The 17,840-nt window shown below is 34.9% G+C and carries 8 protein-coding genes; all 8 read left to right on the top strand.

The genetic code is table 11. The annotated features are described in order from the left end of the window. The first annotated feature begins 249 nt into the window (after nucleotides 1-249). The 8 genes from FLAPXU55_RS03590 to FLAPXU55_RS03555 all read left to right on the top strand — a co-directional run bounded on the left by FLAPXU55_RS03590 (nucleotide 250) and on the right by FLAPXU55_RS03555 (nucleotide 17,830). Nucleotides 250-1,674: a sialate O-acetylesterase gene (locus FLAPXU55_RS03590; protein ID WP_180856611.1), complete on the top strand. Its 1,425-nt coding sequence runs from the start codon at nucleotides 250-252 to the stop codon at nucleotides 1,672-1,674. A gap of 162 nt (nucleotides 1,675-1,836) precedes the next feature. Beyond that, complete coding sequence (locus FLAPXU55_RS03585; protein ID WP_180856610.1) at nucleotides 1,837-4,164, top strand: DUF5703 domain-containing protein; 2,328 nt, start codon at nucleotides 1,837-1,839, stop codon at nucleotides 4,162-4,164. A 19-nt stretch (nucleotides 4,165-4,183) separates the two neighbouring features. Beyond that, complete coding sequence (locus tag FLAPXU55_RS03580; protein ID WP_180856609.1) at nucleotides 4,184-6,643, top strand: pectate lyase family protein; 2,460 nt, start codon at nucleotides 4,184-4,186, stop codon at nucleotides 6,641-6,643. A 175-nt stretch (nucleotides 6,644-6,818) separates the two neighbouring features. Next, nucleotides 6,819-8,837 (top strand): aceric acid hydrolase, encoded by a 2,019-nt coding sequence (locus FLAPXU55_RS03575; RefSeq protein WP_180856608.1) that lies wholly within the window; start codon nucleotides 6,819-6,821, stop codon nucleotides 8,835-8,837. 148 nt (nucleotides 8,838-8,985) lie between these two features. Next, nucleotides 8,986-9,969, top strand: a complete 984-nt coding sequence (locus tag FLAPXU55_RS03570) for a pectinesterase family protein (protein WP_180856607.1) — start codon at nucleotides 8,986-8,988, stop codon at nucleotides 9,967-9,969. Between the two features lie 659 nt (nucleotides 9,970-10,628). Further along, the gene (locus FLAPXU55_RS03565) at nucleotides 10,629-13,997 is read left to right on the top strand and encodes a SusC/RagA family TonB-linked outer membrane protein (protein WP_180856606.1); all 3,369 of its coding nucleotides are present in this window, start codon (nucleotides 10,629-10,631) and stop codon (nucleotides 13,995-13,997) included. Between the two features lie 17 nt (nucleotides 13,998-14,014). Beyond that, nucleotides 14,015-15,982, top strand: coding sequence for a RagB/SusD family nutrient uptake outer membrane protein (locus FLAPXU55_RS03560; protein WP_180856605.1), 1,968 nt, complete (start codon nucleotides 14,015-14,017; stop codon nucleotides 15,980-15,982). Between the two features lie 138 nt (nucleotides 15,983-16,120). Further along, nucleotides 16,121-17,830 carry a polysaccharide lyase gene (locus tag FLAPXU55_RS03555; RefSeq protein ID WP_180856604.1) on the top strand — a complete coding sequence of 570 codons (1,710 nt, stop codon included), beginning with the start codon at nucleotides 16,121-16,123 and terminating at the stop codon, nucleotides 17,828-17,830. Nucleotides 17,831-17,840 lie beyond the last annotated feature (10 nt).

Here is a 17,840-nt window from a genome sequence, read left to right as displayed (position 1 = left end):
AAAAAGAAATCAATTGTCTCCAGCTTTAGCTGGAGGTTTCATAAGATAAATAGATAAGGGGTTTAGCCAAATAATTAGTTTGGCTAAAGCCCGACAAGTTCGAATATTTTTAACCTCCAGCTAAAGCTGGAGGCAATTGAAAAAAAAATAACCATATATTAAAGGGTGCAGAAGTAAGAAAAATTCGTGAATTCGTGGCGAAAAAAATCCTTCTAATCCTTTTAATCTGTGGCAAAAAATAAATAAAAAATGAAAAGATCAATTATTGTATTAGTAGCGATTTTAGCCAGTTTTCAAATCAATGCCAAAATCAAATTGCCAGCTTTGTTTACTGATAACATGATGTTACAGCAAAAATCAAACGCACCAATTTGGGGCTGGGCGGAAAAGAACGCCAACATTGTAATCAAAACTTCTTGGGATTCTAAAATTTACAAAGTAAAAGCAGACGCTTCAGGAAAATGGAAATCAGAATTACAGACTTCTTCTTTTGGAGGCCCATATACGATTGAAGTTTCAGAAGGAACTGAAAAAGTTACCATCAAAAATGTTTTATTGGGTGAAGTTTGGCTTTGCTCTGGACAATCCAATATGGAAATGCCGTTGAAAGGATTCCAAGGTCAGCCTGTTAAAAACGGAAACGAAATCATCGTAAGATCAACCAATAAAAATATTCGTTTAATTACGATTCCAAGAGCGACAGTTTTAGAACCATTGCAAGATTTTGAAGGAAAATGGGAAGAAGCTTCTCCAAAATCGACTTCAAATTTTAGTGCAACGGCTTGGTATTTTGGATCGCTTTTACAGGAAGTTTTAAATGTTCCTGTTGGGTTGATTCATGTTTCTTACGGCGGTTCAAGTATGGAAGCGTGGATGAATCAGGAAATGCTGAAAGATTTTGCAAGCGCTAAAATTCCAACCACAAAAGAAGAATTAGCAAAAGACCCAAACCGTGTTCCGACGACTTTGTTTAACGGAATGCTTTCGCCTGTAATTGGTTACGGAATCAAAGGTTGCATTTGGTATCAAGGAGAATCGAATTACGAAAGAGCTTCAGAATATACTGCTTTAATGAAGAAAATGGTTAGTAGTTGGAGAACATTGTGGAACCAGGAAGATTTTCCTTTCTATTTCGCCCAGATTGCACCATTTAATTATGCTTCATTTCATCCAAAAGATTATTTAGAAAAATACAATTCGGCTTATTTGAGAGAAGCACAGTTTAAGGCTTCAAAGGAAATTCCAAATTCAGGAATGGCTGTTTTAATGGACATTGGAGAAGAAAATAATATTCATCCTATGGATAAAGAAAAAGGCGGAAATAGACTGGCTTTTCAGGCTTTGGCAAGAACGTACGGAATTGAAGGTTTCGAATTCGAAAGTCCGAAATACAAATCAATGGAAATAAAAGATGGTGCCGTAACGGTTTCTTTTGATGATGTTGCAAACGGAATTACGTCTTATGACAAAGAGGTTTTAGGTTTTGAAATAGCAGGAGCAGATAAAGTTTTCTATCCAGCAAAAACGGTTGTGAGAAGAAAATCAGTGGTTTTAACTTCAGATAAAGTAAAGAATCCAGTTGCAGTTCGCTATTTATGGAAAGATTTCGCCAAAGCGGAATTGTTTAGTGCAGGCGGTTTGCCAGTTTCGTCATTTAGAACAGACGAATGGTAATTATGAATTGTGAATTGTAAATGATTAATGACGAGTTTAACGACTAGTTTGTCATTTCGACGAAGGAGAAATCTTCGCAAGTAGCTCCACAATCTTTGTCGATCATGCAACGAAGATTTCTCCTTCGTCGAAATGACAAAAAAACTTAAAAAAGAGTAAAAATTGAAATACATAAAATACATAGTTCTCTTCACAACGCTTTGTCTCAAAGCGCAAATTCCTACGCTCGATAATTATAATCAAAATTGGATCACGCAAAGCAACAATTCATCAGAATCGATGCCATTGGGAGGCGGTGATATTGGTATGAATGTCTGGGTTGAAAAAGGAGATTTGTATTTTTATTTTTCACGAAGCGGAACTTTTGATGAACATAATACTCTATTAAAATTAGGTCGGGTAAAAGTAACTTTAAGTCCGAATCCGTTTAGTGAAAAAGAAGGTTTTTATCAGGAATTAAAATTAAAAGATGGTTATATTTTAGTTGGGCAGAATGATACTAAAATCAAACTTTGGGTTGACGTTTTTAAACCGATAATCCATTTAGATTTAGAAAGTAAAACTTCGCTTAAAATGACGGCTTCTTATGAAAGCTGGCGTTTTCAGAATCGTTATCCTAAAGGAAAAGAAAACAATGCTAATTCTTATAAATGGGCACCTCAGGGAGAACTTATTACCTATAAAGATTCTGTTTCGTTTGAAAATAACGGTATTAAATTCTACCACAGAAATAGAGAAAATACTGTTTTTGATGTCGCAGTTAAACAACAGAAAATGGAATCGGTTAAAGAACAAATGCTGAACCCGATTGCGAATTTGACTTTCGGCGGATTTATGACGGGCGATAACCTAAAACCCGATGGAACATATTTAGGAAAATACCAATCGACAGATTTTAAAGGTTTTAATTTAACGAGCATAAAACCATCCAAAAAACATTCAGTAGAAATTTATTTAAATACCAGTCAATCTGATTTAAATACTTGGAATACTGGACTGCAGCATCAGATTTCTTCCAATAAAAACACTTCAAAACAAGCAGAAAAAAACACTCAAAAATGGTGGAATAATTTCTGGAATCGCAGTTTTATTTTTACTCAAAAAAATCAATCGATTGAGAAAGATTCGGTTTACCAAATTGGGCAGAATTATCAGTTGTTTCGATACATGTTAGGATGTAATACGTATGGAAAATATCCAACAAAATTCAATGGCGGATTATTTACAGTTGATCCTGTTTTTAATAATCCTGATTTAAATTTCACACCTGATTTCAGGAATTGGGGCGGAGGAACGATGACGGCTCAAAACCAGCGTTTGGTTTATTTCCCGATGGTAAAAAGCGGTGATTTTGATATGATGAAATCTCAGTTAGATTATTATTTGACTTTACAGAAAAATGCCGAATTAAGAAGCAAAGTGTATTGGAACCATAACGGAGCCTCATTTACAGAACAATTAGAAAATTTCGGCTTACCAAATCCTGTCGAATACGAATGGAAACGTCCTGCAGATTACGATCCTGGAATGGAATATAATGCGTGGTTGGAATACGAGTGGGATACGGTATTTGAATTCTGTCAAATGATGTTACAACAGAAAGAATATGCAGGAGAAGACATTCAAAAATACAATTCGTTTATTATAAGCTGTCTTCGATTTTTTGATGAGCATTATCAATATCTGGCGAAACAGCGAGGAAGAAAAGCTTTGGACGGAAATGGAAAATTAATTTTATATCCGGGTTCGGGCGCTGAAACTTATAAAATGGCGTATAATTCTAATAGTACAATTTCGGCTTTACAAGTTATTACAGATAATCTTTTAGAACTTTCTTCGGAACAATTATCAAAAGAAGAATTAGAATATGTAAAAGGATTTCAAACGAGAATTCCGCCTTTAAACTTCGGAGAAATCGATAATAATAAAGTATTAGTTCCGGCAAAATCTTGGGAACGAGTTAATAATTCTGAGGTTCCGCAATTGTATTCTGTTTATCCGTGGGGAATTTACGGCATTGGAAAGCCAGATTTAGAAACGGCTTTAAATACATGGAAATACGATCCCGATGCTTTAAAATTCAGAAGTCATATTGGATGGAAACAAGATAATATTTTTTCGGCTCGTTTGGGTTTAACCGAACAAGCAGCAAAGTATAACACCTTAAAAATGGCAAATTCTGACCGACGTTTCCCTGCATTTTGGGGTCCGGGATTTGACTGGGTTCCAGATCATAATTGGGGCGGATCGGGAATGATTGGCATGCAGGAAATGCTTTTACAGGAAACGGATGGGAAAATTTATCTTTTTCCTGCATGGCCAAAAGATTGGAATGTTCATTTCAAATTACATGCAAAACAAAATACTACAATTGAAGCCGAACTTCTAAATGGAGAATTGAAGTTTTTAAAAGTAATTCCGGAACAAAGGAAAAAAGACATTATAAATCTGTTAGGAATTTCAATAGAAAAAAAGAAAAAATTAAACTAACTAACTATTACCAAATAAAATGATTAAGAAATTACTAAGTGCTGCAGTTTTGTCTATGCTTTTGACAGCAAACGGACAAGCACAATCAGTTCAAAATACTGATAAACAAATTGTAAAAGTAGACTTCGATTTTTTTCAAAGAAAATTGGAAGAAGTTCATGATGTAAGTTATGATTCCTGGGTTGTCAGCGATCAAAAAGAAGCCGAAAAAACGTTTAATAATATAGCATTTAAACTAAAAGGAAACTTTACTTCAAAATGGTATAAAGTGGGGATGAACGCTCCGTTTTATAATAAATTAGGAAGTGACGGTTTAGTTACAGCTGAAAATTTAGAAATGAAAATCAGCGGATTGAAAACGGGAAAACATACGCTTTTGACTTTTCATAATGCTTTTGATGTAATTACCGGAAAAACTTTTTCTCCTATAAAAATATATGTAAACGGAAAGCTTGAGCAGACTGTAAATTCAAGCCAAAGAGCCAATGCTAAAATTGATGCAGCGATGGCTTATATCACTTTTAATGCAGAAGCAGGCAAAGATGTAATTGTTCGTTTTGAGATTGATCCGACTTCAAATCCAGATGTTATAAAACAGATTGTAATTAATGGTTTTGAAATTGATACGCCAAACTTAATGAATCAGGCACGTACTCCGGAACCAAAAAACAGGGACGAACATGTGGAAGTAAGTAAAAATTTGATTTTAAAATGGGATGCTGTAAAAAATGTGGCATTTCATAAGTTGTATTTTGGTGAAGACAAAAATGCTGTAGAAAATGCAACAGAATCTTCAAAAGAATTTAAAGGAAAACTGACTGATAAATCGTATTCAGTTTCTGATTTATATTCAGGAACAACTTATTACTGGAGAGTGGATGAAGTAGATAATAATGGTCAGGTAACTTTAGGAAATGTCTGGTCATTTAAACCTGCACAATTAGCTTTTCCGGGAGCAGAAGGTTACGGTCGTTATGCTGTTGGCGGACGCGGCGGAAAAGTGATTGAAGTTACCAATTTAAATGATGACGGACCGGGAAGTTTACGTGATGCTGTAAATCAGGAAATTGGACCAAGAACGATTGTTTTTAATGTTTCGGGAAATATAAAACTGGCTTCCAGATTAGTGGCAAATCAGCCTTATATCACTATTGCAGGACAAACTGCTCCGGGAGAAGGAATTACGATCAGCAGAGCACCAATTGGATTGACAGGAAATGATGGTGTGGTTCGATTTTTAAAAGTGAGAATTGGCGGCGGAACTACTTATGACGGAATGGGATTAACGGGCGCAGATTATAGTATTATTGATCATTGTTCTATCAGCTGGACTATTGATGAATCATTTAGTTCTCGTGGTGCGCATCATATTTCGCTGCAAAGAACTTTAATTTCTGAAGCTTTGAATGTGGCGGGACATGATAAATATGAAGTTGGAAAAATGCACGGATTTGCGGCCACAATTGGCGGTGATATTGGAAGTTTTCATCACAATTTACTGGCTCATAATTACGGAAGAAACTGGAGTATTGGCGGTGGTTTAAACGGAGATGGTTATTATACAGGAAGATTGGATATCACAAATAACGTGGTTTACAACTGGGGACAGAGAACTACAGACGGTGGTGCAAACGAGGTAAATTTTGTAAATAATTATTACAAACCGGGAGCTTCAACTAAAATATTTGTAGCGTTAAATGCACAGCACGAAGGAGTTGGAAAAGGAATGCAGCGTTATTATTTTAACGGAAATATTATGCCGGGTTATTTTGATGAGAAATCTCAGGATAAAGGAAGAAAATCAACTATAAGTCATAATGAGAAAGTAGAGTATGAAACATTTGTCGACAAGCCATTTTTTCCTTCTTATGTAGAAACACAATCGGCGAAAGCGGCTTATAAAAATGTACTTTCAGATGTTGGTGTAAATCAGCCTTTTTTTGATAAACATGATAACCGAATTATAGATGAAACTTTAAAAGGAACGTTTACTTTTAAAGGAAGCAAAAATGGTTTAGGTGGAATGATAGATAATGAACAAGATGCAGGCGGATGGCCAAATTTTGCCTCAGAAACTCGTCCGACAGATTGGGATACAGATCATGACGGTTTGCCAAACTGGTGGGAAAAAGCTTTTGGTTTAAACGAAAATTCAAAAGCCGGAGATTTTTCAGATGCGAACCAAGATACAGATAAAGACGGATTTACGCAGTTGGATAATTATTTAGACTGGCTGGCTCAGCCTCATTATTTTGTAAATTCGGGAGAGAAAAAGGTTTTAATTGCAACAGATTATTTCAAAGGTTATGAAAATAAACCAGTTTATACGTTCTCAGATCTTAAAAATGGAAAAGTGGTTTTAAAAGGAAAAGAAATTGAGTTTACAGCAGTTGAAAAAGGATTCGTTTCTTTCGTCCTAACCGTAAAAGATACAGACGGAGATTCAATGAGCAGAACGATTAATTTCTTTGTAAAATAGAAAAAGAGTTTGCCACGAATTACACGAATTTCCACTAATTTTTTACGCAGTATAGTAAAAAAATAATTCGTGGAAATTTGTGTAATTCGTGGCAAAATAAAAATCCGTATAAATCCGCGTTTTGCCAAAGGCAATCCGTATCATCAGCGTTACAAATTCATCACAATAAGAAAAAATGAAAAAGAAAATCATCATATCGACTTTACTTATTTCAAGTATTATTTCAGCACAGAATAAAGGTTTGGTTGCGAATTCAGAAAGTCCGTATTCAAAACTGCAAAGTGTAGGTTTACAAGATGTAAAATGGACAAACGGTTTCTGGAAAGAACAATTTGATGTTGAAACCAAAAACACGTTGCCCTATATGTGGGATTTGTATCATAACGATTCGATTTCGCATGCTTATAAAAACTTTGAAATTGCAGCAGGTTTAAGCAAAGGCGCTTTTAAAGGACCTTCGTTTCATGATGGTGATTTCTATAAGATTTTTGAAGGAATGGCAGCCACTTATGCCGTTACAAAAGATAAAAAACTGGATGCCGAAATGGATAAAGCCATTGCGCTTTTCGCGAAAGTACAGCGCAAAGACGGTTATATTCATACCCCGGTTTTAATCGATGAACGCTGGGGAACTTTAGGCCCGGAAGAAGTGAAAAAACAATTGGGTTTTGAGAAATACAATATGGGACATTTAATGACTGCGGCTTGTATTCATTATCGTGCCACAGGAAAAACTAATTTTCTCAATATCGCAAAAGGCGTTGCTGATTTCTTGTATGATTTCTACAAAAAAGCTTCGCCAGAATTGGCTCGAAATGCGATTTGTCCGTCACATTATATGGGAATTGTTGAAATGTACCGAACAACTAAAAACCCGAAATACTTAGAATTAGCAAATAATCTAATAGATATTCGCGGAACAACAAATGACGGAACCGATGATAATCAGGATCGAATTCCGTTTAGACAGCAGACAACCGCAATGGGGCATGCTGTAAGAGCAAATTATCTATACGCTGGAGTTGCCGATTTATATGCAGAAACAGGAGAAAAGAAATTATTAGATAATTTAGAATCGATTTGGGATGATGTAACCTATCGTAAAATGTATATTACTGGAGGCTGCGGATCATTGTACGACGGAGTTTCACCAGACGGAACGTCTTATAATCCTGCCGATGTACAAAAAATTCATCAGGCTTACGGAAGACCTTTTCAATTACCAAATGCAACGGCACATACTGAAACCTGCGCTAATATTGGAAACGTTTTATGGAACTGGAGAATGCTTCAAATTACGGGCGATGCCAAATATGCTGATATTGTAGAATTGGCTTTGTATAATAGCGTACTTTCTGGAATGGATTTAGAGGGAGAAAAATTCCTGTATAACAATCCGCTGAATGTTTCTAACGATTTACCATTTCATCAGCGTTGGGGAAATGAGCGTGAAGGATATATTGCTTTATCAAATTGTTGTGCACCAAATGTAACCAGAACGGTTGCCGAAATTGGAAATTATGCATATAATATTTCAAAGGAAGGTTTGTATGTAAATTTATACGGAAGTAATCAATTGAAAACAAAATTTTTAAACGGAGAAGAAATCGAAATTGAACAGCAAACGAATTATCCTTGGGACGGAAAAATAACGCTGAAAATTGTAAAAACGTCAAAAGATTTGCAGAACTTCTTTTTAAGAATTCCGGGTTGGAGTCAGAACGCTTCGGTTTCCATTAATAATTCAAAAATTACTGATAAGATCGTTTCTGGAACTTATCTGAAATTAAACCAAAAATGGAAAAAAGGAGATGTAATTGAATTGAATCTCCCGATGCCAGTTGAATTAATGGAAGCTAATCCGTTGGTGGAAGAAGTTAAAAATCAGGTTGCTGTAAAAAGAGGACCTTTGGTATATTGCTTAGAATCAGACCAACTTCCTGCGAAAATAAGCGTAAATGATGTGGCTTTGAATTTGAAATCAAATTTTGCGACCAACAATTTCACATTGAACAATAGAAACTTAGTAAGCATTGATGCGGAAGCCGTTATAAATTCGAATAATTCATGGAATAAATCTTTGTACAAACCACTTTCTTCTAAAGATGCAACGGCTGTACAAGTTAAATTGATTCCGTATTTTGCATGGGGAAATAAAGGAAAAGGAGAAATGACGGTTTGGATGTCGCATTAAAATTATATATAGATTCCTGTTTTTTCGTAGAGACGCACCGCAGTGCGTCTAACGTAACGTAGCCACAATGTTTGATATACATGGCGTAGACGCACTGCGGTGCGTCTCTACAGATAAACTTTGTCTAAAAATCCTAACATTAAATACTATGAAACATATTCTGTTTTTATTTCTAATAACACTTTCAATATCAGCCCAAACACTAGATAATAAATTGGTATTAACCGTTGCCCAAGACGGTTCTGGAGATTTTAAAACCATTCAGGAAGCGATAAATAATGTCAAGGACAATTCAGAAAAAAGAGTTGTAATAACAATAAAGCCAGGAAAGTACATAGAAAAATTAGAGATTCCGACTGCTAAAACATTCATTACTTTAAAAGGAACGGACAGAGAGAAAACCATTATTTCATTTGATGATTATTCGGGGAAACCGCTTCGTGAAAATGATCCATCTGGAAAAAAGACTTTTGGAACTTCAACTTCGTATTCTTTTTTAATTAAAGGAAACGATTGCACGCTGGAAAATCTTACCATTGAAAATACGGCAGGAAGAGTTGGACAGGCAGTGGCACTGCATATAAAAAGTGATCGGGTTATTGTAAAGAACTGTAATATTTTAGGAAATCAGGATACGCTATTTTTATCACAAGAAAATACCCGCGCTTACTTTGAAAACTGTTTCATAAACGGAACAACCGATTTTATCTTCGGAGCGGCAACAGCTTATTTTTATAAATGTACAATTGAAAGTTTAACTAATTCCTATATTACAGCCGCTTCAACTCCGCAAGGTCAGGCATATGGATTTGTTTTTACAGATTGTAAACTTACTGCAAAGGACAAATCGGTAGATAAAGTTTTTTTAGGAAGACCGTGGAGACCTTATGCACAAACGGTTTTTATGAACACAGATATTGGTTCGCATATCATACCAGAAGGCTGGAACGCATGGATTGATACCAGATTTCCTGATAAAGATAAAACAGCTTATTATGCAGAATACGGCAGTAAAGGTTCAAGCGCAAAAGATTTGTCACAAAGAGTATCCTGGTCGCATCAGTTGAAAAAAGGGGATATTAAAAAATACAATCGCGATTTGGTTTTAAATGGATGGAATCCGGATAAATAATGATGAAGATTTAAACTATTTAATATTCAATTGCTATCACGTTGATAACTATAGGTTTTTTTTCTGGATTTTGTGTCCAAAAAACATTTCTAATTTTTTTATTGGTCAGATTTTACGTTTAAAAAAAATATTTTTTTAGTAAAATTTTAAGGAATGTTTTGTAAAGCGAAAACGTTTTCAGGTTGTAAGATTTCTACTTTAAAAAATGACTTTTCTTTAAAAAGAGAAGCCATTTTTTCGTTTAATATTGCTAAACTTAACCCATTAAAATACAGTGTTTGAGTGCCTGATTTTGCAGAAAAAACAGCTATTTTTTGTTTTTAATGCTAATTCTTCTGTATTTGTTTTAAAAGCAGTTCTTCTATTTAATTATACTCAAACTTATTACTCGTTTTTTCTATTTTGTCTATTTTTTCCTTCTTTTTTTTATTAATATTGTTTTTTTGAGTTAGTTTTTTTTAGATAATGCCAGTAAAGCAGGATAGAACAGGACGGTTCTAATTCGTCATCGTTATATTTTTGGTATACAAAATAAATGTGTTTTTAACATTTAATTTAAAGCCTATTAAACTTTTTTTAATTTTTGATATCTTTAAGTGAAACACATTTAACATGACTAACTAACACTAAAATAAAACCTAACCAAAACAAAAACATTTATGAAACAAGCACTTTTAAAGAGATGTAGCTTTCTTTTGTTTACACTGATGAGTGTGATGAGTTATGCTCAAAACTCAAATCTAGTTACAGTAACAGGAACTGTGACTGATCATGTGTCTGGTTTACTTCCAGGAGTAAACGTAACAGAGAAATCTACAAAGAATAATGTTACGACAGATTTTAATGGTCAATTTCAAATTAAAGTTAAGCCAAATGCAACTTTAGTTTTTTCTTTTATCGGAATGAGAAAACAAGAAGTAGCAATTGGAACACGTACAACTGTAAATGTTAAATTAACAGAAGATTCAAACGAATTACAGAATATTGTTGTAGTTGGATATGGTTCTCAGAAAAAAGAGAAACTTACAGGAGCTATTGCTACAATTAATGCAACAGATATTCAGGAGCTTCCGGTGTCAAATTTATCAGATGCCTTAAGAGGTTTAGTGCCTGGTTTGAGCGTTATAGATGGAGGCGGGCGTCCAGGTGATGCAGGGTCAATCGAAATTCGTCAAACTTATGGTTTCTCAAAAGATGGTAGTTCAAAAACACCATTAATTGTAATTGATGATATGATTCAGGTAGATCCTGTTACAGGTAGAGCTTCTTTGGAAGCATTTAATAGATTAGATCCTTCAGAGATAGAAAGCATGACTGTTTTGAAAGATGCTTCAGCTGCAATTTATGGATCTCGTGCATCTCAAGGAGCAATTGTTATTAAAACTAAAAGAGGAAAAAGCGGTGTGCCTTCATTTTCATATTTTAGTCAGTTTGCTGTAAACGATGCTGTTAGTCACAGTAAAACGATGAGTGCATATGACTATGGTGTTTTTTCTAATAGATTTTTTACTGGAGGAAATAATATTGGTACTAATGGATCATACCTTTTTACTCCAGCAGAATTAGAAGAAATGAAAGGATTGAATTATGACTGGTTAGAAGAAGCATGGAAGCCTGCAATACAGCAAAAACATACTTTAAGTGTAAATGGCGGTACAGAAAAAGCAACTTATTTTGCTGGGATCAATTACTTTACGCAAGGAGCAAATTTAGGAAAGCAAGATTATAATAAATGGAATTTCCGTACGGGTATGACAGCAAAAATCTCAAGCTCTTTAGATTTTTCTGCAGCAGTTTCCGGAAATTCAGGAGATATTGAAAAATCATTTACTAAAGCTTCATCTGGTATTAATGATAGTAGTTATGCTTCTGCATCAGGTGGAGAACAAGCTGATTATGGATTTTTACTTCATATGCCAAAATATATTCCGTGGGAAACTGTTGTAGATGGCAAGGAGTATTATATGTCACCATTTGCTCGTACAGATCGTACATTAGGTAGTGCAAATGCAAATAATACAATTGCAGGATATAATTATTTTGCTTCTCTAAATAATGGTTCTAAACAAATTTCAAGTGATTTTTCTTATAATGTAAATATGTCACTTAACTGGAAAGTTCCATTTATTAAAGGATTGTCTATTAAAGGAACTTACTCAAGAACACAAAATTCAGAAAGTACAGAGCAAGTACAATTACCATACGATTTGGCAAGAATAATGGGGTATGAAAAATTAGACAGCCATTTAGCTAGTGCAGCATTGCCAACAACTACAAATAATGGAGTTGATAATTATTATGTAATTGAAACTAATACTCGTAGTTCAAGAGTATACTATGATAGTTTTAATTCTAAAGCTATGCAAGCCAACTTTTTTATAGATTACAATAGAACATTTGATAACCATGAAATAGGTGCTATGTTCTCTGTAGAACGATCAGAAACAGAATTCAACAGCACGCGTTTAGCATTTGAAAATACAGGTAAAGATTATGCAGGTTCTTACCAAACTGCAGGTACCTTAACTACAAATTCAACAGCATTAAAAGGAGAGCAAGGAACTTTGTCTTATTTAGGACGTGTTAATTATAGCTATAAATCACGATATATGCTTCAGTTCCTTTTTAGAAGTGATGCATCTACAAAATTTGCACCAGAAAACTATTGGGGATTCTTCCCTTCACTGCAAGCAGGATGGATTGTTTCAAAAGAAGACTGGTTTACTAATAACGTATCATGGATAGATTTTCTTAAGGTGCGTTATTCAATTGGAAAAACAGGAAATGATAACATTAATCCGTGGAGATGGATGAAATTGTATGATGTAAATGCAGACAAAGGATTTCAGTTTGGATCAAACGGAGGAATGTTAGGAGGATCTGTAACACCTAGAGTAGAACCAAACAGAAATGTAGGATGGGATGCGACTGTAAAAAATAACTTGGGTATTGATTTAGCGGTATTAAAAAACAGATTGTCTTTAACAGCTGATTTTTACTATGATAAGTCTAAAAACATGTTAACAGGGATGGCTGGTGTAGTTGGTGTACCAATTTCTGTAGGTGGAGGATTCGCTGAAGAAAATTACGCAGCGGTTGATTCTTGGGGAGCAGAGTTTAGCTTGGCATGGAAAGATAAGATTAATAAAGACTTTAATTATAATGTTGGCGTAAACTTTGGTTTATCTGATAATGAAATTAAGAAATATCCTGAACCAGCTTTAATGCATCCATCTAATAACCTGACACAAGCCGGTCAGTCTACATTTTTCCCACAATGGGGATTCAGAACATGGAAAGGAACTTCAACAGGAGATGGTATCTTACGTACAGATGAAGATGTTACTAACTACTGGAATTATTTAACAGCAAATGCAGCAGCAGTTGGTGGGGCACCAAATTACATGGGAATTTCTTCTGTATCAAATATGAGACGAGGAATGCTTGCTTATGAAGATGCCGGAGGACAGTTTAATGATAAAGATGGTACTCAGGCAGGACCTAACGGGCAAATTCAAAAAAATGAAGACTATGTAAAATTGGTTAACAAAAACAGAACTTACGGATTTACTACAAATTTTGGAGGAAGATATAAATCGTTTTTCTTCAAAGCACAAATTGCTACATCTTGGGGAGGTTATCGCGCTATAGATGTTGTAAAACAAGGAACAGGATCTACTCATAATATGTGGGCACGTGAAACTTTTTGGAATGATATGTATGCAGATGACAATCCAAATGGAAAATATCCAAACTTAGCTAATCAGGATTATATTGCTGTTCCATCTGATTTCTGGCAGTTAGATACATTCCGTTGTACAGTAAGAAACTTAACATTAGGATTTGACATGCCAAAAGAGATTTTAGATAAAGTTAAAATTGCAAAATGGTCAATTGGTGTAACGGGTAATAATCTTTGGGATTTATATAACCCTTATCCAGATCACTACCGTAATATGTACGATAGTTCTTCTGAGAATTATCCAACATTAAGAACATGGGCCGTTACATTTAATATTACATTCTAATTTAATTAATACTAAAGATGAAACTAAAAATTAATAAATATATAACTTTAGCACTTGTTGCAGTGTTAAGTGCTTCTTGTAGTGATAGTTTTTTGGAAGAAAAGAAAAATTACGGAAGTGTAGATGATTCATTTTATGAAAGCCAGGAAAAAGCTAACTGGTATGTTAATAATGTTTACTTTGATTATTATTCTGCTTTTAAGTCTCCTAACCAAAGTTTAGTTGGGTCTTTTACAGATGTATATTCTAAAATGACCGAAGAAATAGGAGGAATACAGCCCCTTATTAATCCAACAATTACGTATGTAAATGCAGCTGATGGATCTGGTTATTACGGAGGAAAATTGGAAGACAAAATTAATAATGTTCCTTATAACAGAATTAGAGACTGTAACTCTTTTATTAGAGATATAGATGTAAAAGGAGCTAATTTAGACAAAACATTTCGCGATCAGGCAAAAGGGCAGTTATATTATTTACGCGCTGTTCAGTACTTTGATTTGATGAAAGTATATGGAGGTGTTCCAATTGTTACAGAAGTTCAGACTCCAAATTCAGAAAACGAAGAAATTAAAGTACCTAGAGCTACAGTAACTCAAGTTGTAGAGCAAATCGTAAAAGATTTAGATATGGCGGCAAGTTTATTGCCTCCAAATTGGACAGGCGAATATGGACGTGTTACAAAAGGTGCAGCTTTAGCAGTAAAATCTAGAGTATTGTTAACATATGCAAGTCCATTATTTAATAAAAACTGGGATAATTCTAACGAACGTTGGGAAGCAGCATTAAAAGCTGGTTTAGAAGCTGAAACGGCATTAACAGCAGCAGGCTATGGACTTTATGGAAACTCAGCCAAAGACTGGCAGAATATGTTTGCCCTTGGCGGTAATGCTTTCTGTTCTGAAGCGATTACAACACAGCTTTTAACAGTTACTAATAGTAATGTAGCAATGAATAACTCTTGGGAAAAGGCTATTCGCCCAATAAGCCAGGGTGGAACAGGTTCTCTTGAAGCCCCTAAAGAAATGATTGATTTATTTCCTATGGATAATGGTGCAAGACCAACAACTGCAAATGGTTATAATTCATTTCTTTTCTTCATGAAACGTGACCCAAGATTTTACAGAACATTTGCTTTTTCTGGAGTTAAATGGGATTATAAAGAAAGTGCAAAACCAGTTGTTTGGGCTTATCGTTGGTTAGACGGTTCAAATAAATCTTACTATAGCGATTCAAACAATGAGACAAGTCCAGCTTTAGTTAGAAAAATGACAGATGTAACGGCTACTAATGCAAGTAGTTTTCAATATTCTGGAAATGATATTTTAGAATATCGTTATGCAGAATTATTATTGAATATTGCTGAATGTTATGCTGCATTAGGACAAACAGGTAATGCTACAGCTTATTTAGGAAGAATTAGAAAAAGAGTAGGTATCAGTGCTACAAATAATTACGGAATAGGAACACTATCAGATAAATATGCAGCAATAGAAGCCGTATTATACGAAAGAAGAGTTGAGTTAGCTTACGAAGGAAAACGTTTTTGGGATATTCAACGCTGGATGCTTTATGATAACGCTACAGTTTCGGGAACGACTAGCGGAAGTACTATTACTAAATTAGGGTTACAGCCAATAAATGGTACACAAAGAACAGGAAACTATTTGCAATATAAAAATACAGCAACAAACGCAGATCCTTTAGCAGCAGCTCGTGCAAGTATTTCTGCAGATCCGGATTCAGCTAATTTCCAAACACAGTTAACAGCTTTAGCAACATTCTATACAGATAACTTCGTATTTGTAGCGCCGCCAACTCCTATGGATAATGTTAATAATGCAGCGGTTAAAATTAAATTTAATCCGAACTATTACATTATGGGATTACAAAATACAGTTTTATCACAAAACCCTTGGTTGAAACAAACAATCGGTTGGAAAGATGCTTCTGGTGGTGATGGAGATTATAATTATCAAGAATAAGATAAGCACGATGAATTGCCCTAAATCATTAAGCATATCTAATAATAAAAAACAAAATTAAACATGACAAACCTTCACCTGTATTCTACTTAGATGCAGGTGATTTGTTTAAACAGAATTACCAAAATCAAAATTAACATGAAAAATTCCGCATTATTTATCTTGACCCTGCTGTTTTTGGGAAATGCAAAATGTTTCGCCCAATACCCAAAATTAAGTGCAGAAGTTCAAGCGCAGGAAAAAGCTATTAAAGACGAAGCAAACAGACTTTCTGATGAAGCTTGGGCGAAAGCTTTAGTAGTTATTGAAGAAGAAGCAAAACACGGTAAACCATACATTCCATGGGCATCTCGTCCAAATGATTTACCTCAGGCAGAAATCCCTGCTTTCCCGGGTGCAGAAGGAGGCGGAATGTTCACTTTTGGAGGTCGCGGCGGAAAAGTGTACACGGTAACAAGCTTAGAAGACCGCGGGCCAGGAACGCTTCGTGATGCATGTGAACAAGGAGGAGCAAGAATAATAGTATTTAATGTTTCAGGAATTATCAGAATCAAAAGCCCGTTAATTATTCGTGCACCATATATTACAATTGCAGGACAAACAGCTCCCGGAGACGGAATTTGTGTTGCCGGAGAATCAGTTTGGATCGATACACACGATGTAATTATCAGACACATGCGCTTCCGCAGAGGAGAAACTTTCGTTGGACGTCGTGATGATGCAATTGGAGGAAATCCTGTTGGAAACATTATGATCGACCACGTATCAGCAACTTGGGGATTAGACGAAAATATGTCAATTTACAGACACATTTACAGCCCGGGCCCAGGTTATCCGGATATAAAAGTAGGAACCGTAAATATTACAATCCAAAACAGTTTATTTGGAGAAGCATTAGATACTTACAATCACGCTTTCGGAAGTACTTTAGGTGGTGAAAACTGTTCCTTTATGAGAAATATGTGGGCTAATAACGCAGGAAGAAACCCTTCTATTGGTTGGAACGGAATTTTCAATTTTGTGAACAATGTGGTTTTCAACTGGTACAACAGATCTACAGACGGAGGTGATTACACAGCAAATTACAACATCATCAACAACTTTTACAAACCAGGTCCAGTAACCGATTTATCTCAGCCAATCAGCTATAGAATCTTAAAACCAGAATCAGGAAGAAGTAAATTACCTTATATGGTTTTTGGTAGAGTTTACGCAAACGGAAACGTCATAAACAATAACGAAAAAGTAACAAAAGACAACTGGGACGGCGGAATTCAACTTGAAAATAAAAAAGGAGAATTAATGTCTTATGATGAAGCAAAAGTTTATTTCGATAAAATGAAAGCAGACAAACCTTTCCCAATGCCTTGGTTCAACAAATTCATGACAGCAGAAGAATCGTATGAATTCGTACTTAAAAATGTTGGAGCAACTTTGCCAATTAGAGATAAAGTTGACGAAAGAATCGTAAGAACAGTAAAAACAGGAGTTCCTGAATATGCAAAAGGATTAGAGAAAAAAGAATTCTATCAATTTGAACACAGACGTTTACCGATGGATTCTTATAAAAAAGGAATCATTACAGATATTTCTCAGGTTGGAGGATATCCGGAATACAAAGGAAAACCTTATGTAGATACAGACAAAGACGGAATGCCGGATGCATGGGAGAAAAAATACGGATTAAATCCAAACGATCCATCTGATGCACAAGGAGATTTAAACGAAGACGGATATACAAATATTGAAGATTACATCAACGGTGTAAACCCTGCAATAAAAGTAAACTGGAAAGATCTTGCTAATAATAAAGAAACATTAGTTAGACCAATATTAGATTTAAAATAAGAAACATTTT

It is taken from the genome of Flavobacterium panici (assembly GCF_903819335.1).
Lineage (GTDB): Bacteria > Bacteroidota > Bacteroidia > Flavobacteriales > Flavobacteriaceae > Flavobacterium > Flavobacterium panici.
The sequence above is the reverse complement of the archived record's forward strand: the minus strand, read 5'-3'. Positions and strand labels throughout refer to the sequence as shown.

Excerpts from the sequence above, each read along its gene's own strand:
- FLAPXU55_RS03590 (WP_180856611.1), top strand. The coding sequence starts at position 250 with ATGAAAAGATCAATTATTGTATTAGTAGCGATTTTAGCCAGTTTTCAA.
- FLAPXU55_RS03580 (WP_180856609.1), top strand. The coding sequence starts at position 4,184 with ATGATTAAGAAATTACTAAGTGCTGCAGTTTTGTCTATGCTTTTGACA.
- FLAPXU55_RS03575 (WP_180856608.1), top strand. The coding sequence starts at position 6,819 with ATGAAAAAGAAAATCATCATATCGACTTTACTTATTTCAAGTATTATT.
- FLAPXU55_RS03570 (WP_180856607.1), top strand. The coding sequence starts at position 8,986 with ATGAAACATATTCTGTTTTTATTTCTAATAACACTTTCAATATCAGCC.
- FLAPXU55_RS03565 (WP_180856606.1), top strand. The coding sequence starts at position 10,629 with ATGAAACAAGCACTTTTAAAGAGATGTAGCTTTCTTTTGTTTACACTG.
- FLAPXU55_RS03560 (WP_180856605.1), top strand. The coding sequence starts at position 14,015 with ATGAAACTAAAAATTAATAAATATATAACTTTAGCACTTGTTGCAGTG.
- FLAPXU55_RS03555 (WP_180856604.1), top strand. The coding sequence starts at position 16,121 with ATGAAAAATTCCGCATTATTTATCTTGACCCTGCTGTTTTTGGGAAAT.